Here is a 19,578-nt window from a genome sequence, read left to right as displayed (position 1 = left end):
TCGCGTGGACCGGCCCCTGATGGGCCGGACCCACCACAGACAGTCGACCAAAGACTGAGCCGGAAGACAATGGTTAGCCTGCGGCCATGATCGATCACTTCGGCATCAACTGCTCCGACCTGGCGGCCAGCGCCCGCTTCTACGACGAGGTCCTCGGGATCCTCGGCTACAGCCGCCAGATGAATGTCGGCGTCGCCATCGGCTACGGCTCCGAGGGCCACCCCGACTTCTGGATCAGCGCGTGGCAGGGCACCGAGCCCAACCGCGAGATGCACTGTGCGTTCGGTGCCACGGGCGTCGAGGCGGTGCGGGCCTTCCACGCCAAGGCCGTCGAGCTGGGCGCCGAGTCGCTGCACGAGCCGCGGCTGTGGCCGGAGTACCACCCGGGCTACTTCGGCGCCTTCGTGCGCGACCCCGACGGCAACAACGTCGAGGCCGTCTTCCACGGGGCAGGCCCCGACGCCTGAGAAGTGCCGCGGCCGTCTACGTCGGCCGTCACCCTCAGGTCAGCTGCGCCTGCCCGTGGTTCTGAGTCAGCCGGTGTAGCCGGCCCGGCGCAGCGCATCGGCCATGGCGCTGTCTGCAGGTGCGTCGCCGCGGCGAGCCGGAGTGCCATCGCCCCGGTTGCCCCGGCTGCCGTTCTCGCCCTGGCGAGGGCTGCCGGCACGGCCGCCCCTGCCGCCCTGTCGCTGGCCGCCCGCACCCGCTGGCCGGGAGTCATCCCGGCCGGAGGTGTCGGCCTTCGACCCGTCGGCCGGCACCTCGTCGTCGAGCCGCAGCGTGAGCGAGATCCGCTTGCGGGCGACGTCGACGTCGAGCACCTTGACCATGACGACGTCGCCCGACCTCACGACGTCGTGCGGGTCCCGGACGAAGCTCTTGGACAGCGCCGACACGTGCGCGAGGCCGTCCTGGTGCACGCCGACGTCGATGAAGGCGCCGAAGGCCGCGACGTTGGTGACGACGCCCTCGAGCGTCATACCCGGCTTGAGGTGCTTGATCTCCTCGACGCCCTCCTTGAAGGTGGCGGTCTTGAAGGTGGGCCGGGGGTCACGACCGGGCTTGTCGAGCTCGCTGATGATGTCGGTGACGGTCGGCAGGCCGAAGGTGTCGTCGACGTAGTCGGCGGGCCGGATCGCCTGCAGCGCAACGGTGTTGCCGATGAGCGAGGTGAGCTTCTGCCCGGTCGACTCGAGCATGCGCCGCACGACGGGGTAGGCCTCGGGGTGCACGGCGGAGGCGTCCAGCGGGTCGTCGCCCCCCGGGACCCGGAGGAAGCCGGCAGCCTGCTCGAACGCCTTGGGGCCGAGCCGCGGCACGTCCTTGAGGGCCCTCCGGCTGCGGAACGGACCGTTGGCGTCACGGTGCGCGACGATGCTGTCGGCCAGCCCGGCGGTGATGCCCGAGACCCGGGTCAGCAGGGGAGCGGAGGCGGTGTTGACGTCGACGCCGACCGCGTTGACGCAGTCCTCGACGACGGCGTCGAGTGAGCGCGAGAGCGCCGTCTGGGAGATGTCGTGCTGGTACTGCCCCACGCCGATGGACTTCGGGTCGATCTTGACGAGCTCGGCGAGGGGGTCCTGAAGGCGGCGTGCGATCGAGACGGCGCCACGCAGTGACACGTCCATGCCCGGCAGTTCCTGCGAGGCGAACGCCGACGCGGAGTAGACGGAGGCGCCCGCCTCGGAGACGACGGCCGACGTCAGCTTCAGCTCGGGGTGCGCCTTGATGAGGTCGGCAGCCAGGCGGTCGGTCTCACGCGACGCGGTGCCGTTGCCGATCGCGATGAGGTCGACCGCGTGCTCCTTGGCCAGCCGCGCCAGCGTGGCGAGCGATCGGTCCCACTGGTTCTGCGGGACGTGGGGGTAGATGACCTCGGTCGCGACGACGCGACCGGTGCCGTCGACGACGGCCACCTTGACGCCGGTGCGGAAGCCCGGGTCGAGACCCATCGTTGCTCGCGCCCCGGCCGGTGCGGCGAGCAACAGGTCGCGCAGGTTGGCGGCGAAGACGCGTACGGCCTCCTCCTCGGCGGCGCGACGCAGCTGCATGCGGGCGTCGATGCCGAGGTGCACGAGGATCTTCGTGCGCCAGGCCCAGCGGACCGTGTCGGCGAGCCACTGGTCGGCCGGTCGCCCGGCGTCCTTGATACCGAAGCGCCGCGCGATGGCCCTTTCGTATGCCGTCGGGCCGGGCTGCTGCTCGGCCGTGGGGTCGTCGGGGTTGATGTCGAGGGAGAGGACGTCCTCCTTCTCGCCTCGGAATAGGGCCAGGATGCGGTGCGACGGGAGCTTGGCGAGGGGCTCGGAGAAGTCGAAGTAGTCGGAGAACTTGGCGCCCTGCTCCTCCTTGCCGGCGCGGACCTTGGACCCGACGTGTCCTTGCTTCCAGACCCGCTCGCGGAGCTCGCCGATGAGGTCGGCGTCCTCGGCGAAGCGCTCGACGAGGATGGCGCGGGCCCCGTCGAGCGCGGCAGCGGCATCAGCTACCCCTCGGTCGGTGTCGACGAATCCCGCTGCAGCCGTGGACGGCTCGGTCTCGGGCGAGCCGAGGAGGAGTTCAGCGAGCGGCTCGAGGCCGGCCTCGCGGGCGATCTGGGCCTTGGTGCGCCGCTTCGGTTTGAAGGGCAGGTAGAAGTCCTCGAGGCGCGCCTTCGTCTCGGCAGCGAGGATCTGCGTGCGCAGCGCGTCGTCGAGCTTGCCCTGCTCCTCGACCGACGCCAGCACCGCCGCACGTCGCTCCTCGAGCTCACGCAGGTAGCCGAGCCGCTCCTCGAGCGTGCGCAGCTGCGCGTCGTCGAGGCCCCCCGTGACCTCCTTGCGGTAGCGCGCCACGAAGGGAACCGTCGAGCCGCCGTCGAGCAGACCGACCGCCGCGGTCACCTGCCCGTCGCGGACGCCGAGCTCCTCCGCGATGCGACGCTCGATGGACGCGACCTTCACCTGCACGCTCACGGGGCTGTTCTCCTTGTCGCCGACGCTTGACCGAGTCACGCATTCTGCCGTGCGGTCCCGGTCCGGCGTCGAGCAGGGTCAGCCGTCGAGCAGAGCTTCGAGGGCGGCGGTTGCCACCGCGGGCGGGGTCTCAGGCACGGCCGTCGCCTGCCCGGGGGATGGGCCAGACGGGCGTCGCCTCCGTGCCCCGGCGCTGTTCGTACCAGTCGACGGCACGGAGCACGCCGACGTCGTCGAAGCGACGGCCCGAGACCTGCAGCCCGATGGTGCGTCTGTCGGCGGTGAAGCCGCAGTTGACCGACGCTGCCGGCTGGCCTGACATGTTGTAGGGCACGGTGAAGCCGATGTGGGCCATGCCCTCGTCGCTGTCGCCCCACGGCATCGGCCACTCGGCCGGGAAGGCCGCGACGGGCGCCACGGGGGAGAGCACGAGGTCGTAGGCCTCGGTGGCCGCAACCGTCGCCTGCTGCAAGGCCATGATGCTGGCGTAGTCGCGCATGACCGATGGTCCGTCGACGTCGCGCACCGAGAGCACCCATCGCCGGATGAACGGGAGCACCCTCTCGCGGGCCTCCGGCCCGAGGGCATCGAAGTCTGTGAGCGACCGGACCCGCCAGAACTCGTCGAGGTCGCGGAGCATCCGGGGCGTCATGAACGGGTGGAGCGGCGTGACCTCGGCGCCCGCGTCCCTGAACACCTGGGCTGCACGCTCGACGGCGGTCCGGACCTCGGGGTCGAGCGGGAGTCCGCACCCGGCGTCGACGTGCAGAGCGACGTGCAGGCCCCGCACGTCGAGCGGCTCGGCTGGCAGCACCGCGCCCAGGTCGGTCGGGGGGAGGCTCGTCCAGTCGCGCGGGTCGGGCCGGCTGATGACGGAGAGCAGGAGCGCGGCGTCGCGGGCCGACCGGGTCATCGGACCGGCGACGCGGCCCAGGTAGGGCGTGTCGAGCGGCACGCGTCCGGCACTTGGCTTGAGGGTCGTCAGGCCGAGCCAGGTGCCGGGCAGTCGGATCGAGCCGCCGATGTCGGTGCCCACGTGGAGCGGGCCGTAGCCCCCGGCAGCCGCGGCGCCCGCGCCCGAGCTCGAGCCACCGGTCGTCAGGGCCGGGTTCCACGGTGAACGCGTGATGCCGTGCAGGCTGGAGACTCCCGAGCTGAGCATCCCCCAGTCGGGCATGACCGTGGAGCCCAGGACGACACCGCCCGACTCCTCCACCCGTTCCGCCACCGGGCAGCTGCGGGTCGGCACCACCGGCTCGACACCCGCGTTGCCTGCCGGCATCGGCACACCCACGCGGCCCAGGTTCTCCTTGAGCGTGACGGGCACCCCGTCGATGGGGCCAGCGGGCTCGCCTCTGCGCCAACGACTCTCGCTCTCACGAGCAGCTGCTGCAGCGCCGTCCAGGTCGAGCTGCCAGAACGCGTTGAGCTCGGGCTCACGGGCGCAGATGACGTCGGCGATGTCGCGCAACACCTCGACGGGGGAGAGGTCGCCCGACGCGTACGCGTGGACGAGGTCGGTGGCGGTGAGACCAGCGGGTCGGTCGGAGGGGTGCGGCGGCATGGGCGTCCTTCCGCGTGGGCGGCCGTCGAGCCGCCTCGGCCGCCGGACGAGTTCTCGACATCCGGCCTGTGATGGGAAGACGGTACCTCTCACGCGCGGAGAGGTACCGGGCATGTGGACAACGCCGACCCACTGTCACCGGTCGCCGTCATGCTCAACCCATGCGCTTCGAGGATCTGCCGCGGGACTGGGCCCAACGACCGATCACCGACCCTGACGTGCTCGAGGGCGTGGTCGACCTCATCGCCACCGGCCAGGCGAGAGACGACGGTGCGACCTATCTGCTGCTGTGCCACCCCAACCGGCGGCTGCTGCAGCCCGTGCTCCTTCCCGACGAGCCGCGCCGGGTCGCGATCTCAGCCGTGCGAGAGCGGGTGCTGCTGGCACTCTCCGAGGCCGCGGGCCAGGGCGTTCGTGACGTCGTCATCGCGATCGCGAGGCCCGGGCGCCCCACGGCCACGCCGCGCGACCACGACCTGCGCGCCGCCTTCGAGGGCGTCTGCCGCACTGCCGGTCTGACTCTTCACGCGGTGGCGATCGCGGCGCCTGATGCCGTTGCCGTCCTGCCCGCGCAGCGCGACAGCGCGGCCGCCTGAGCGGGCGCACTCGTTCCCGGCGCATCTGTCGAGGACCGACCCGATGCCTCGTCCGTCTCCATTACGGCTGATCGGGGTACCGTCCAAACGGTGGTCGCCGTTGCGGCCATGAGCCGACCTTGGAGGACCGATGACGCTGGCCCATTCACCCGGGACGTCCGACACACGCTCTCGCGGAGCCGTCGGCTGGCAGTGGTGGGCGGCGCTCGTGACCGTGACGGTGCTGCTGGGTTTCGCAGGGCGTGGCGACGGTGGGTTCTGGGGCGTCTTCCTCTGGAGCATCGTCGGCTTCGTCGTGGGCTCGCTGGTGGCCATCGCCGTCACGGGTCGAGGAGGGGCGGGGCGCGCTGAGCCCGACTTGGCCTCGGGTCAGGCTGGGAGCACGTCGGGGGGCCAGCGATGAAGTGGTGGCTGGTGCTCGTGGCCTTCGTGCTCGGCATTGTCGTGACCTGGCTCCTGACGAGGCGTGAGGGTGCGGCCGTCCCGAGCAGTGGACCCGCGGTCTCACAGAGCGAACCGCTGGAGGCGGCGGCTCCCTCCCATTCGAACGGCAGCGCCGATGACGAGCCTGATGTCTCGGACCCGTCGGACTTCGCCGGTGCGCCCTCCGAGTTCTCGTCCGACGTCGGCGCCGCCGAGAGCTGGGACCGCGACGCGCAGGACGAGGACGCACTGCTGCCGCACGAACCCGTGCCCGCTGCCGGGGCCGTCGAGGCAGACGTCCCACCGGTCGCGGAGGCCACGCCCCACGGCGACCTGGCGGGGGTCGGCGAGCCCGAAGCCGTCCAGGCCGTCGACGCCGTCGAGGTCGATCCCGAGGTCGTGAAGAAGGACGAGCCTCCCGTCCGCGCGCCACGCGAGTCCGAGCAGGGCACCTTCACGTTCGACGACGTCGCCGCTGAGAACGACGGCCAGCCCGCCGGCGACGACGACAGGCCCGCCAGCGACGACGACAGGCCTGCCGGCGACGATGACAAGCCGGGCGACTCGCAAGCCAACCGGGCCTAGCCGATGCGCCGTACGCCTGCCGCCGGGCCCCTCTGCATTGCTTCGCTGGGTGACTCGCGGTCACCCCGGCAGCCGACACACGTGTCTCATCCCTGTCGAGTCACGAGATGACTCAATGCAGAGTAGTGGCCGGGTGACCACGCCTCAGTTGTTGACGAGCACGCCCTTCGCCTCACGAACGGTCACCATCGTGCTGGGGCCGGGAACTGTCACCGTCGAGGGGATCTCATCCCAGGTGCTGCCGTCGAGGCTGAAGTCTGCTCCGAACGTCGTGTTCACGCGGACGGGGAACTTGCCCTTGCCGGCGTAGACGTGCGTGACGTCGCCGTCGGGGTAGACACCTCCCGTAGACGTCGTGGGGCCGACCGAGGAACCGTCGCCGAAGACGTAGGTGAAGCCGAGGAGCTTGGGCCGGATCTGCACCGGTATGCCGCGCAGCACGGACCGGTCGACCTCACCAGGCTGGAAGCCGTTCGGCGTCCAGTTCACCTTGTAGAAGGTCCGCAGATTCACCAGGGTCGTATCACCGGCGGGCTGACTCGAGATCTGCGGTTTCGACCATGGCGTCCGCATAAATTGAGCTTTCAAGTCAGCCATAGACAGAGTGGGCCGGGAGCCTGGAGCGATGTCTGAGGCGCATGTCAATCCGCGTGTCTTCCATTGCTCAACGACAGAGCCGCCTTGGATCGTTCGTCTCCAGATCCGCAGTAGCGGTCCAAGTTCGTCAGGAGGACAGTCGCGCAGCGCGTGGGAACAGGTCACTTCCTCCGTAACTGTGTCGGGAATTGCAGGCGTACAGTCGTTGAGCGACATGTACTCATACCGAGGTGCACTCGCGGGTCGATCTACCACCACGTGGCCGCTGTCGCCGGGGAATTTCTCGAGTGCCAGCACTTCGGCCCTGGGCATTAAGTCCACATAGGCGTGGTCACTAGTTGTGCCGCAGCCAACCCAAGTCTTCGCACAGTCATCGTCTGCCCACGCGGGAGTATTCATCGCCGCGATGCATGTAAGGACGAATAGAAGCCCTACCGAAACATGCCTCTCGCTGTGACTCATGAGGGAGAGGCAACCGTCTGCAAGCGAGAAACGACCCAGTGTCCAGATGAGAAGTTCAGACTCACGGCGAAAGTTCCTCGGTCGGCCAGTGTGCGTTCCACCCTCTTGTTATTGCCGTCGACAACATCGACTGCGCGCTGATCGACGGCGACTAGTATGACTCTCTTTTCAGTAACATACGAAGATGTGGATACCTTAACGATTCGAATCGTCGGAGCACTGTGGTGCCGGTTTGCGCGTTGAAGGTCGGCAATCGAATCGTGCATGGCGACGCAAGTCTTGCAACTCGGCGAGAAAAGACCCTCGAGTGCGGAAGGGTCAGAGCGCATTGCTGAGCGATTCAGCGAGTCGAAGAAATAGCGGGCGAACGCTTGCGCCCCCTGCTCTGTCTCTGGGCGAGCGGCGGCGGGGATCTTGGCGATGACGGGGTCCACCGTCGCGGTCGGGGTGGGCTTGGTCGTCATGGTCGGCGCAGCAGACGTTGTCGCCGCTGTCGACGACGTCACCGGGGGAGTAGTCGTGCCTGGCCCGGGCTCAGCGCTCGTGCAGGCACCGAGCGTTGCCAGCGCGACGAGCCCGGCGGCATACGAAATCAGCCTTCTGTGTCGATGGGCCCTAGCGGTGGCGGTCATCGGCGTCCCCTGTCGATCGTCGACCAGCGTGCGGTTGCGTCGTGTGAAGGGCGTTTCGCCCTCGTGGTTCCTCCTCGGAACCTAGAACCATCCTGCCCGAGGCGCACCCCGAGCCGCCCGCGTCATCCACAGCCCCCCGGCTGCGCATCTTCCCGTGCGACAGGTCACAATGGTGACGATTCGCTGCCGTCAGGGGCCGTTCGACGCTGCGATTCCGGGGACTCACCGGTGACACACCCACGAGTTTCGGAGCACGGGCGACTGGCAGGTAACCTTTCCGCGGTCCTGCGCGCACCTCCACGCGCGCAGTAGCTATTCGCCCTAGAAGTGGGCGTGCAAGGGAGCCCCATGTCTCGCACCGACAGCGTCGACGTCAAGCGTTGGCGCGCGAAGTACGCGCTGATCGAACGTGCCGCCGAGGCTGACAAGGACGCCCAGGCACTGTTCGCCGAGCTCGACTCGGAGCGTGCGTCCCGCAACGGTGAGCTGCGAGAGATCCTCGCCGACCTCGTCGCCTCCAGTGACCTGCTCGCCTTCAAGGAGGCGATGAACCAGTGGACCCGCAAGGACGGCCCCTACGTGGGCTTCGGCCCGATCGGCGGCCCGTGGCTCGCATCGCTCGTGCGACGCGCGGAGGAGGAGTACGCCGAGGTCGTCGGCCTGCTCAAGCTGACCCTGCAGACCCCCGCGTCACCGCAGGACGCCGCCGACAAGCTCCAGTCGATGGAGGCCTTCCTCGCTCGCGGTGGCGCACGCGGCCAGCGGGCCCCGGGGCCGGGGCACACGGCATACGTCCTCTCGCTCTTCTGGTCGACCGACGACGGTGGCGAGTGGCCGCTCATGTGGGAGAACGCTCCGCACATGCTCCAGCGGCTCGGCTGGCTCGAGCGCGGCCTGAGCCACGCCGAGCGTTACGTCGCGTTCGCCGACCTCTGCGCTGCCCTGCGTCCCGAGGACGCCAAGTACGCCGCCCGAATTCTCTGGTACCTCAAGGAGACAGAGGCGTTCGTGGGCATCGCCCCCAAGGCGCTCGACGTCTGCGTGGAAGCCGCCGAGATCGCGGCCGACTTCCGCCCGTCCTCGGGCTACGGCAACGGCACCCGTGAAGAGCGGGCGGCCGACCTGGCCCGCCAGCTGCGCGGCGAGGCCGACCACATCTCAGACAGCCTCATCGAGCGGCTCTCGACCGAGACCGGCCTCTACCTCGAGGCCCCGACCCTCGCCCTGCAGCAGCACGCGGGCGAGGACACCGCCTACCGCTCCGACCTGTACGCCGCGTGGATCCTCGTCGGTGGCGCCGGCGCCCCGGGCTTCCGCCTGTGGATCACCCCGTCCGGTGTCGCGTTCGGTCTGCACGGTGGCTGGGAAGGCGAGAGCGACCAGCAGCACCGCGAGGTCGGCACCATCGTGCAGGAGCACCTGCCCCGTGGCCTGACCTTCTTCCGCGTGCACGAGGACGGCCGCACCGACCGCCTCGAGCCGGTCGGGCGCGAGTACCCGTCGGGCGAGGCGTTCGTCGGTCGCTGGTGGAAGGGTGACGCGGCCCTCGGCCGCGCCGACTTCGCTGACGAGATCATCGCCACCGCCCGCACGCTGACGCCGCTGCTGCGCTTCATGACCTCCAGCCAGCGCGGTCCGCTGGACGACCCCAGCCTCGAGCTCGCGGCGATGGTCGACCTGCAGAGCGAGGTCGAGATCTTCCGGTCCGAGCGGCCCTACCCGAGCGAGCGGGACGCCTGGCACCAGGAGCAGCGGCGCGTCTTCGCGGCGTGCGTGTCCCGCGAGGGCCTCGAGGACTTCGACCTCGCGACGTTCAAGCGCATCGTCTCGACGCGAGGCTACGGCGACATCGGCGGCCAGTCCGTGCTCATCAGCAGCATCAACGCCCTCGACGCGTCCGGCATCGACGAGCTGCGCATCATGGTGCGCGACCTGCTGTGGGGCGAGGGCCGCGACGAGGAGCGGATCAACCGCGTGCTCGGCTCCGACGACGTGCCGGTGCAGGGCTTCGGCGAGAGCGTCGTGCTCAAGCTCTTCGCGATCGCCCACCCGGCGCACTGGCTGCCGCTCTTCGCCCTCGGCGGCGACTCCGGCAAGATCGCCATGCTCACCCGCCTCGGCGGCCCGGCCCGCTGGACCGACGGCAAGTCCCGCGGGCGCACCCACGTCGAGACCAACGCCCTGCTCAAGCAGACGCTCGACCCGCTCCTGCCCGACGACCCGTGGGGACAGGCGCAGCTCGCGTACTGGCTCATGCGTCGCTCGGACAAGGCGCTCATGCCCGACCACGACGCGCTGGGCGAGGCCGCCCAGGAGCTGCTCATCGAGGAGGACTTCCTCCGTGAGATCCGCAGCCTGCTCGAGGAGAAGAAGCAGGTCATCTTCTACGGGCCTCCCGGCACCGGCAAGACCTACCTCGCGCAGCGGTTCGCCCAGGCCCTCCAGCCCGACCCGACCAAGCGCGACATCGTCCAGTTCCACCCGAGCAGCAGCTACGAGGACTTCTTCGAGGGCTTCCGGCCGCAGATCGACCACCAGGGCCAGATGGTCTACGAGCTGCGCAAGGGTCCGTTGGCGCTGCTCGCCGAGGCGGCCGAGGCCGACCCGCTGACGCCGCACATCATGATCATCGACGAGATCAACCGCGCGAACCTGCCGCGCGTCTTCGGTGAGCTGCTCTTCCTGCTCGAGTACCGCTCCCACTCGGTCAAGACGAGCTACCGCCCCGACGAGGGCTTCGAGCTGCCGCCGAACCTCTACTTCATCGGGACGATGAACACCGCCGACCGGTCGATCGCGCTCGTCGACGCCGCCCTGCGCCGCCGCTTCGACTTCGTGCCGTTCATGCCGCACGACGGGCCCATGGAGGGCCTGCTCCGTCGCTGGCTGGAGGCGCATGACGGCCCGGTCTGGGTCGCCAACCTCGTCGACCGCGTCAACGAGGACCTGCGGCGTGCCCTGCGCGGCCCCCACCTGCAGATCGGGCACTCGTACTTCATGAGGCCCGGTCTCGACGGTGACGAGGCGACGTTGCGCCGCATCTGGGACTACAACGTCTACCCCTTCATCGAGGACCAGCTCTACGGCCGCGAGCATGAGCTGGCTCAGTTCCGCTGGGAGAACGTGAAGGCCCGCTACGCCCAGCTGGACCTGACGCGACCGTGACCCCGACGCCTCTCACGGGCTCCGGCCGCCTCGTCGGGCCGGCCCGCCGATGACGATCGAGCTGCCCCCGATCCCCGAGCACGGACGCTCGGGGCCGGTCCGCCTGTCCCGCGACACCCGCGCCGCCCTCGTGACCGCCGCGGGGGAGCGGCTGATCATCCACGCCACCGCCGATCCCGACGTCGTGACGATCGGCGCGACAAGCTGGGTGGGCGCGCTGGCCGTGCCGGGCCTCGTCGTCCGGGTGATGCCGAAGGTGTCGGTCACCAACTTCTTCGCGATGCTCGGCGCCGGGGTCTCGCCCGATGCCTTCGACCACGAGCACGTCACGTGGAGCGACACCGACGAGCTCATCGACGGCGTCGCCTACTTCGCGATCCGCCTCATCGACTCTGCGACGATGCGTGGCCTCGTCCACGGCTACGTCCCGCGCGAGGAGCGGATGCGCACCATCCGCGGGCGGCTGCTCGTCGAAGAGTTCGCGCGCCGCCCGTGGAGCGCCGCCGAGCCGCAGTGCCGCTTCGACGACTTCACTGCCGACATCGTCGAGAACCAGCTCTTCCGCTGCACCCTCCAGGCGATGCTCGCGTGGCCGCAGCTCGCGCCGCACGTGCGTCGGGAGGCGCTGCGGGTGCTCGGACGCTTCGACGGCGTCGCCGACACGCCGGCCACGAGGCACACGGCGCCGCTGCCGATCACCCGCCTCAACGAGCACTACGAGGACGCCATGCGGCTGAGTCGCCTGGTGCTGCAGGCGATGTCGCTGAGCCACGAGGCCGGTGACCAGCAGGCCAACAGCCTGATGGTCGACATGGACGACCTCTTCCAGCGGTGGATCTCGCAGGAGCTCGACCTGCGCCTCGCCCCCGACCTGCGCATCGAGACCGACGAGGACGTCTGGCTCGACGAGGGGCGTGCCGTCACGATGGCGCCCGACCTCGTCGTGCGCCAGGGAAGCGAGGTGGTGCTGGTCGGCGACGCGAAGTACTCGATGGGTGCCGACGGCTACATGGCCTCGCGCGACTACCTCGAGCTCATCGCGTACACGACCGCCCTGGGGCTGCCGACAGGTGTGCTCGTGCACTGCAACAGCGACCGGGCGCCCGAGTCCGAGATCGTCATCCGCAACGCGGGCACGCGGATCCTGTGTCGCCCGATCCGCCTCGACGGGTCGTATGCCGCCGTGTGCAAGTCGCTGGACGCCCTGGCCGACCTCGTGCGCGAGCTCGTCGAAACGCCGGGCGAGCTCGAGGTGCCGACCCTCATCCGCTCACGCCGCTGACCCGCGCCGGTGCGGGCCCGACGAGACCTGTCTCGCACCTCACACTCCTACCTCTTGTAGTAGTCATTCTTCATTACTACGCTTTGTAGTACCGACAGAAAGCCTGCCGGGAACACACATCGAGTTCTGGAGATGAGTTCCATGGCCACCATCCACCGCGACACACACACTCCCGCGATCGTCTCGCACGACCCCACCCAGGGCGTCGTGACGTTCCAGGAGGAGGTGGTCCGTTCGGTCGTGGCCCGTCGTCTTCTCGCCGGCCTGCGCATCGTGCTCGGCTTCACCTTCATCTGGCCGTTCTTCGACAAGCTCTTCGGCCTCGGCTACGCCACCCCCGCCGCCAAGGCGTGGATCCACGGCGGAACCCCTGCCCAGGGCTTCATGACCCACGCAGACGGACCCTTCGCCGGCTTCTTCAAGAACATCTCCGGCCCCTGGGCCGACTGGGTGTTCATGCTCGGCCTCCTCGGCATCGGCGTAGCGCTCCTCGCGGGTGCGGGCCTCAAGATCGCCGCCTGGAGCGCCGCTCTGCTCCTCGCGCTCATGTACCTCGCCGAGTTCCCCCTCGGGGCCTCGGGGATGACCAACCCGCTCATCGACAGCCACTGGATCGAGGCGTTCGGCATCGCGGTGCTCGCCGCGACGCTGGCCGGTGACACCTGGGGCCTCGGCAAGTGGTGGGGCCGTCATGTCGGTAACGGCATCATGCGGTGAACGGGTGGGGCGGCCGGGTCGCGACCCSGCCSCCCGCTCGGGGCGTCAACCACAGACGCGCTGGGGCACCAGTGAGGCGGTCCTCCTCGGAGGGCCGCCTTCCTGCGTTCCGGGCAGCGGCTTCGGTCAGTCGGCCGTGAAGGCGCAGAACTCGTTGCCTGCGGGATCGAGCATCACGGTCCAACCGATCCCACCGTCGCCCTTGGGTCGGGCGACCGTCGCGCCGGCCTCGACCAGTGGACCGAGCTCCGCGACGGTCACGTCGACATGGATGCGGTTCTTCGTCGCCTTGTCCTCCGGCACCGGCTGGAAGACGATCGACTCGAAGGGCAGGCGAGGGACGTCCTCCACGTGGCTGAACCCCTCGTCGCGGACGGCACGGCCACCGAGGACGTCTGCCCACCACTCCGTGAGTCGGTGGGCCGCGTGGTCGTCGCCTGTGACGTCCCAGACGAGCTCGTACGCAGGCTGGGTCTCCGACTCGTCGCGCACGAAGACGCAGAACTCCTGGCCGTCCGGGTCCAGCAGCACGGTCCAGCGGGGCTGCTCCTCGTGCACCACCGCTCCGGCATCGAGCGCGGGCTCCAGTGAGGCTGCGTTGACATCGAGGTGGAGCCGGTTCTTGACGGTCTTGGGCTCGGGCACGCGGTTGAACCACACCCTCACCTCGTCGCCGACCCGCAGGCAGGAGTCCCCGTCGTCGTGCGGGTGGGGCTCCCAGCCGAGCAACGGTCCCCAGAAGGCCGACAGGGCGTGGGGGTCCACCGCGTCGATGCAGAGGTCCTTGTAGGTCGCGAGCGGCATACGGCGACCGTAGACGCCGACGGCGACCTTCTGGGTCATGACGGGCCCGTCTCTTCGCGCGGTGGGCTCGGGTTGGGCCGGCGTCCTCCTGTCGGTGGCGGACGGCATACTCGGCGGCATGCAGCGCAACGACGGTCACCTGGTCCTGAGCCCCACGGACCTCACGAAGCACGTGGCCTGCGCGCACATCACCACGCTCGACCTCGAGGCACTCGATGCAGGCGGGGGTCGCGGCACCCAGCCCTCCGGCACCGACGACTCGCTCAACCTCGTCTTCACCAAGGGCCTCGAGCACGAACGCGCCTATCTCGACCGACTCGTGTCCGAGGGCCTCGTCGTCGAGGACATCGCCGCGCTCAAGCTGCGCGGGGTGGCCGCCGAGGCCGCCACGGTCGACGCCATGCAGCGCGGTGTCGACGTCGTCTACCAGGCCACGTTCTACGACGGGCACTGGGTCGGCCTGGCCGACTTCCTCCTGCGGGTCGAGCTGCCCGAGGGTGAGCGCAGCAGGTTCGGCACCTGGCGCTACGACATCGCCGACACCAAGCTCGCGCGCCGGCTGAAGGTTCCAGCGCTGCTGCAGATGGCCACGTATGCCGCACGGCTCGAGACGCTCCAGGGTGTGCCCCCGCAGTGGCTGACGGTCGTCACCGGCGACACCGAGGTGCACCCGTGGCGCCTCGTCGACGTCGCACCTTACGCGCGTCGGCGGCGGGCCGAGCTGCTCGACGCCATCGCCAACCCTCGCGAGACCGAGTCCTCCCGCGTGCAGCACTGCGGGCAGTGCCGCTGGAAGGAGCGTTGCGCGCAGGAGTGGCTCGACCGCGACGACCTCATCCAGGTCGCCGGCATGCGCACCGATCACAGGGCCGCCCTCATCGACCTGGGCATCCCGACACTTCGCGCGCTCGCGGGCTCGACCGACGAGCAGCTCGCGCCCCGCCTCTCGACGACGACTCGACGCAGGCTGCTCCAGCAGGCCCGGCTCCAGCTCGCCGAGCGCGAGACGGGGCAGGCGCAGTTCGAGCTGCTCGACCCCGAGCCCGCGCGCGGCCTGCAGATGCTGCCCGAGCCCGACGACGGCGACGTCTACCTCGACTTCGAGGGCGACCCCTGGGCCGAGGGCGGCGCCGGCCGCGAGTACCTCGCCGGCATCTGGACGCGCCAGGGGGAGTTCATCGACTTCTGGGCCCACGACTTCGACGAGGAGGGGCGGCTAACAACCGACCTGCTCGACTGGCTCACCGAGCGGTGGCGGCGCCACCCGGCCATGCACGTCTACCACTACGCGCCCTACGAGACGACCGCCCTCAAACGGCTCGTCGGCCAGCACGCCACACGCGAGGCGGAGCTCGACCAGCTGCTGCGCCACGAGGTCTTCGTCGACCTCTACGCCGTCGTGCGCCAAGGCGTCCGCATCAGCAAGGGCTCCTACTCGATCAAGAAGCTCGAGGAGTTCTACTGGGGCCACACCCGCACGTCCGAGGCCGATGGCGTTGCCGACGGCCTGTCGTCCGTCATCGAGTACGAGCGGTGGCTCACCGGTCGGGTCGAGGGGCGAGCCGACCAGTCGATCCTCGACGACATCCGCCGCTACAACCGCGACGACGTGCGTTCGACCCTCGACCTCCACATCTGGCTCGAGGCGCGGCGCGACGAGCTCGCCGCCTCCGGTCACGCCCTGACGCGGCCGGTGCCGGAGGCGCTGCGCGAGATCGGCGACGACGAGCGCGCCGAGATCCAGCTCGCCGAGTCCCTGGTCGCCGCCGACCACCACCTGCTCGCCGGTCTCGTGGGCTGGCACCGCCGCGAGAAGCGCCCCGAGTGGTGGGACTTCTTCCGCTACAAGGAGCTCGAGACCCCCGAGCTCGTCGAGGACGGCACGGCCATCGGTGACCTCGGCGAGCCCGAGGAGATGCGCATCGTCAAGCTCTCCAAGGTCTGGCGCTACCCGTTCCCGCCGCAGGACTGCAAGGTGTCGATCGGAAAGTACGTCCCCGACGTCGACACGCACGCGCCGGTCGGCAAGGTGGTCGACCTCGACCCCGTCGAGGGCTGGGTCGAGCTGTCGATGAAGAAGTCGCTCGACCCGCCGCGCCCGCGCGGCCTCGGGGGGCCGGGGCCCGTCATGGACCAGGTCCTCCGCGCGAGCATCGCCCGCACCGGCGCGCTGGCGCTCGCAGGTGGGGGCAACCTCGCGACGCGGCTGCTGGAGCGTGTCGTCCCGGCAGCCGACGTGCTTGCTGTCCGATCGGGCGAGACGCCCAAGGACGTCGTGGTCCGGGTCGGTCGCGGGCTCCGCGGCGAGGTGCTCGCGGTCCAGGGCCCACCCGGCACCGGCAAGACGTATGCCGGCTCGGCGCTCATCCGCGAGCTGCTCGACGCCGGGCTGCGGGTCGGGGTCACGGCGCAGTCACACGCCGTCGTGCTCAACTTGCTCGACGAGGTGCAGCGTCCCGCGTGGCACAAGGACGGCACCAACGCCGAGGAGGGGGCTGAGCCCGACGACCCCAACGCGCTGATCCGGCACACCACCGACAACGCCGAGATCGCTGCGGCCCTCGCGACGGGCGAGGCCAACCTCGTCGGAGGCACCGCCTGGCTGTGGTCCCGCGACGACATGGTCGGCGCCGTCGACGTGCTGGTCATCGACGAGGCCGGGCAGTTCTCCCTCGCCAACGCCGTCGCTGTTGCGCCGGCTGCGAAGTCCCTTGTCCTGCTGGGTGATCCGCAGCAGCTGACCCAACCCACCAAGGCGGTGCACCCCTACGGTTCCGGGGTCTCGGCCCTCGACCACCTCCGCACCGACGCCGACGGCGGCGTGCACGACGTCATCCCACCCCACCGGGGCGTCTTCCTCGACCGCACCCACCGCATGCACCCGTCGCTCACGGCCTTCGTGTCCGAGCTCGCCTACGAAGGCCGCCTCGAGTCCGCGCCCGGACGCGAGCTCCTGCACGTCGATGCGCCGGGTGCGCTGTCGGGCGACGGGCTCCGCTGGGTGCCCGTCGAGCACGACGAGCCCAGCGAGCAGTCGAGCCGGCAGGAGGCTGCCGTCGTGCGCGACCTCGTGGCCGACCTGGTGCGCGGCACCTGGACAGACGCGGCCGGCGAGATCAGGCCGATCGACATCGACGACATCCTCGTCGTCGCGCCCTACAACGCCCACGTCGCCACGCTCGCGGCTGCCCTGCCCGAGGGAGCGAGGGTCGGCACCGTCGACAAGATCCAGGGCCAGCAGGGCGCCGTGGTCATCTACTCGATGGCCAGCACGACAGCCGCGCTCGCGCCGCGAGGCGTCTCGTTCCTCTACGACCTGCACCGGCTCAACGTCGCGATCTCGCGGGCCAAGGCGATGGCCGTCATCGTCGGCAGCCCGCTGCTCATGGACGCCGAGGTGCACACACCCGAGGAGCTGCGTGCCGTGAACGCCCTGTGCCGCTACGTCGACGAGGCGAAGTCGGTCTGACGCAGGCTGGCCAGCGGCCCAGGGCGCGCTGTTCTGTGGCGTCTCGGGTGCCACGTGGCCGACAGCGTGGCGAGAATGTCTGTGGCACAGCGGAATTCGCTGTCCACAGATGCGCTCATAGCCTTGCATTTCAGTCGAACACCTGTTCTGCATATCTGCTTAGGTGAAGTCCGGTATGCCGGTTTCTGGCTTGAGCAGTTCTTTGAGCGGATGTGGGTCGGTGTCGACGGCTTGCTCGAGCAGCCGGTAGAAGAGCAGCCCGCGGGACTTGGCGTTGCGGCGGTTGAACCGGAACGTGTACTCGTCGAGGTAGTACGGCAGGTGCGCCTCCTCGACGCGGAAGTGCAGGGTGCCGATGAGCCAGCGCTTGAGCAGCGAGGCGACCAGGTGCACGCCGGGCAGGACGCTGGCCTTGTCCAGGGCCGTGTAGCCGAGGGTGAACTCGTGGCGGTAGCCGAGGTCGGCGAGCCGGCGCAGGGTCCGGGCGCCGTCGGTGCGGATCGTGGATCCGGGCTCGATGACGGTGGTGGCGAAGTCGACCAGCTGGGTCGTTCCGGGGTGGTCCGCGACGGCGAGCCGGACCCGGCCCAGGCGGCGGGTTTCGTTGTGCTCTATGGCGATCATGACCGCGACCTTGTCTCCGTAGCCGCCGTGACTGTTCGAGGTGACGCCGCCGATCATGGTCTCGTCGAGCTCCACGATCCCTGAGAGCTTGTCGCGTTCGGGTCGGACCATCGCGCGGCGCAGCTTGTGCATCCAGGCCCATGCGGTCTCGTAGGACCCGAACCCGAGGACCCGTTGGAGCCCGAGCGCGGACATCCCGTTCTTCTGCGAGGTGAGGAACCAGATCGCCGCGAACCAGGTCGACAACGGCGTCCGGGTGCGGTCGAAGATCGTGCCCGCCGTCACCGAGGTCCGCCGCCCACACGCGCGGCACATCCACAACCCGCCAGCCGTGCGCCAGAACTCCCGCTGCGCGCACTTGGGACACACAAACCCATCCGGCCACCGCAGCCCGGCCAGGGACTCCAGGCATGACCGGTTGTCCGGGAACCACTCCAGCAGCTGCTGGTACGTCGACGGGTAATCCACTCCCCGAACCGGATTCGCCGTCATCCACAGATCTTACTTCACCTAAGCAGATATGCAGAACACCTGTTCTACTGGCGGTAGTCCAAAGAGCCGAGGGGAGGGGCCCGATGCCATTCATCGCAGCGTCGAGCCAGTCCCTGCGTCCCGAGCTGCTCGGGTCGCTCCAGGTGCTGCGCGTGAGCGCATCCGGCGAGCCGGCCGAGCTCGCACGGGCCCTCGAGTCCGCGCTGGCGCTGCGCGCCAGGGTCAGGCTTGTCGAGGACGCTGACGCCGGAGCCACCGACCATGCCGAGACGGTTGAGAAGGCCGACCGAGCTGAAGGGGCTTGTTCGGTCGAGGCCGCCGGGAGCCTGCTGTGTGCTGGCGATGCAGCAAGCCGGGCCGAGGTGACTGAGGTCGTCGCGGCGATGGACCGGGCCCAGTCGGTCGAGGTGACTGAGAGTCTTCTGCGTGCTGGCGATGCAGCAGGCCGGCCGGAGGCGACTGATGTCGTCGCGGCGACGGACCGAGCGCGGTCGGTCGAGGTGACCGAGGGCCTGCTGCGGGACGGTGAGCGGGTGATGGCGCAGGTCGAGGCGCTCGAGGTGGCGAAGGCGCGGGTCGAGGCCGACCTGCTCGCTGCGTACGGGGCGTTGCACACCATCGAGGCCCAGCAGATCGAGGCCTTGCCAGCCGGTGGGAGTGCGGTGCGGATGGCGGCACTGGCCTCGTCGGAGCGGGTGGTCGCGGAGGAGATCGCGCTGGCGACCGGGGTCGGGGTCGGTGAGGTGTCGCGGCGGCTGGGGTTGGCGACGGCGCCGCGGCGGCACCGACGGGTCCTGGCCGCGTTGCGGGCCGGTGGCACGTCGCTGTACCGGGCGGTGCAGGTCGCCTGCGACACGGTTCAGCTGTCGGATGTGGATGTCGCGGTGGTGGAGGAGTCGGTGCTGGCTCCGTCGCGGGACGGGCGGGTGGTGGGGCAGCGGACGTTCACGGCCCGGTTGACTCGCGCCATCGCGTCGGTGGACACGAGGGGTGCGGAGGAGCGGCGGGCGCACGCGAAGGCCCGGCGTGGGGTGTTCGGGCGGATGGTCGGTGACGGGATGGGGTGTCTGAGCTTGACGGCCGATGCGGGCACGGTCGCGGCGATCCTGGACCGGCTCGACACCCGTGCTCGCGCCGCGCGAGGCGGAGGAGACTCGCGGACCCTGGACCAGCTGCGCTGCGACCTGGCCACCGAGGCCCTGCTGCGTGACG

Annotated in this window: 15 protein-coding genes; 9 read left to right on the top strand and 6 right to left on the bottom strand. The window is 69.9% G+C overall.

What is annotated here, in order from left to right:
* The first annotated feature begins 86 nt into the window (after positions 1–86).
* Positions 87–467, top strand: a complete 381-nt coding sequence (locus tag AC1DE0_RS14670; protein ID WP_478101795.1) for a VOC family protein — start codon at positions 87–89, stop codon at positions 465–467.
* Between the two features lie 66 nt (positions 468–533).
* Here AC1DE0_RS14670 and AC1DE0_RS14665 read toward each other — a convergent pair whose 3' ends face one another.
* Positions 534–2,954, bottom strand: a complete 2,421-nt coding sequence (locus tag AC1DE0_RS14665) for a Tex family protein (protein ID WP_478101792.1) — start codon at positions 2,952–2,954, stop codon at positions 534–536.
* A gap of 130 nt (positions 2,955–3,084) precedes the next feature.
* On the bottom strand, positions 3,085–4,518 hold the full coding sequence (locus AC1DE0_RS14660; protein WP_478101790.1) for an amidase: 1,434 nt from the start codon (positions 4,516–4,518) through the stop codon (positions 3,085–3,087).
* A gap of 161 nt (positions 4,519–4,679) precedes the next feature.
* Here AC1DE0_RS14660 and AC1DE0_RS14655 point away from each other — a divergent pair, with 161 nt between their 5' ends.
* The 3 genes from AC1DE0_RS14655 to AC1DE0_RS14645 all read left to right on the top strand — a co-directional run bounded on the left by AC1DE0_RS14655 (position 4,680) and on the right by AC1DE0_RS14645 (position 6,122).
* Positions 4,680–5,114 (top strand): hypothetical protein, encoded by a 435-nt coding sequence (locus AC1DE0_RS14655; protein WP_478101788.1) that lies wholly within the window; start codon positions 4,680–4,682, stop codon positions 5,112–5,114.
* A gap of 130 nt (positions 5,115–5,244) precedes the next feature.
* Positions 5,245–5,517, top strand: coding sequence for a hypothetical protein (locus AC1DE0_RS14650; RefSeq protein ID WP_478101787.1), 273 nt, complete (start codon positions 5,245–5,247; stop codon positions 5,515–5,517).
* Positions 5,514–6,122 (top strand): hypothetical protein, encoded by a 609-nt coding sequence (locus AC1DE0_RS14645; protein ID WP_478101786.1) that lies wholly within the window; start codon positions 5,514–5,516, stop codon positions 6,120–6,122. The genes AC1DE0_RS14650 and AC1DE0_RS14645 overlap by 4 nt, the downstream gene beginning before the upstream one ends.
* Positions 6,123–6,266: 144 nt before the next feature.
* Here AC1DE0_RS14645 and AC1DE0_RS14640 read toward each other — a convergent pair whose 3' ends face one another.
* Both AC1DE0_RS14640 and AC1DE0_RS14635 read right to left on the bottom strand, forming a co-directional pair.
* Positions 6,267–6,635, bottom strand: a complete 369-nt coding sequence (locus AC1DE0_RS14640) for a hypothetical protein (protein WP_478101784.1) — start codon at positions 6,633–6,635, stop codon at positions 6,267–6,269.
* A 542-nt stretch (positions 6,636–7,177) separates the two neighbouring features.
* A complete protein-coding gene (locus tag AC1DE0_RS14635) occupies positions 7,178–7,645 on the bottom strand; it encodes a DUF6318 family protein (protein WP_478101783.1) in 468 nt (155 codons plus the stop codon).
* 516 nt (positions 7,646–8,161) lie between these two features.
* Here AC1DE0_RS14635 and AC1DE0_RS14630 point away from each other — a divergent pair.
* The 3 genes from AC1DE0_RS14630 to AC1DE0_RS14620 all read left to right on the top strand — a co-directional run bounded on the left by AC1DE0_RS14630 (position 8,162) and on the right by AC1DE0_RS14620 (position 12,977).
* Positions 8,162–10,978, top strand: coding sequence for an McrB family protein (locus tag AC1DE0_RS14630; protein WP_478101782.1), 2,817 nt, complete (start codon positions 8,162–8,164; stop codon positions 10,976–10,978).
* Positions 10,979–11,027: 49 nt separating this feature from the next.
* Positions 11,028–12,260, top strand: coding sequence for an McrC family protein (locus AC1DE0_RS14625; protein ID WP_478101781.1), 1,233 nt, complete (start codon positions 11,028–11,030; stop codon positions 12,258–12,260).
* 141 nt (positions 12,261–12,401) lie between these two features.
* A complete protein-coding gene (locus AC1DE0_RS14620) occupies positions 12,402–12,977 on the top strand; it encodes a DoxX family protein (protein WP_478101780.1) in 576 nt (191 codons plus the stop codon).
* Between the two features lie 126 nt (positions 12,978–13,103).
* On the opposite strand, the gene AC1DE0_RS14615 is transcribed toward AC1DE0_RS14620, so the two are convergent.
* Positions 13,104–13,820 carry a VOC family protein gene (locus AC1DE0_RS14615; protein ID WP_478101779.1) on the bottom strand — a complete coding sequence of 239 codons (717 nt, stop codon included), beginning with the start codon at positions 13,818–13,820 and terminating at the stop codon, positions 13,104–13,106.
* On the opposite strand from AC1DE0_RS14615, the gene AC1DE0_RS14610 reads away from it, so the two are divergent.
* On the top strand, positions 13,819–17,250 hold the full coding sequence (locus AC1DE0_RS14610) for a TM0106 family RecB-like putative nuclease (protein ID WP_478101778.1): 3,432 nt from the start codon (positions 13,819–13,821) through the stop codon (positions 17,248–17,250). The two genes, AC1DE0_RS14615 and AC1DE0_RS14610, sit on opposite strands and share 2 nt — an antisense overlap.
* A gap of 159 nt (positions 17,251–17,409) precedes the next feature.
* On the opposite strand, the gene AC1DE0_RS14605 is transcribed toward AC1DE0_RS14610, so the two are convergent.
* On the bottom strand, positions 17,410–18,366 hold the full coding sequence (locus tag AC1DE0_RS14605; RefSeq protein ID WP_478101777.1) for an IS1595 family transposase: 957 nt from the start codon (positions 18,364–18,366) through the stop codon (positions 17,410–17,412).
* A gap of 83 nt (positions 18,367–18,449) precedes the next feature.
* Between AC1DE0_RS14605 and AC1DE0_RS14600 the strand changes: the two genes are divergently transcribed.
* On the top strand, positions 18,450–19,578 hold a 1,129-nt coding region (locus AC1DE0_RS14600; protein ID WP_478101775.1), incomplete at its 3' end, for a 13E12 repeat family protein.

This window comes from Terrabacter sp. 05T424, assembly GCF_056396225.1.
Note: the sequence above shows the minus strand (reverse complement) of the source record. Positions and strands in the feature narration are given on the sequence as shown.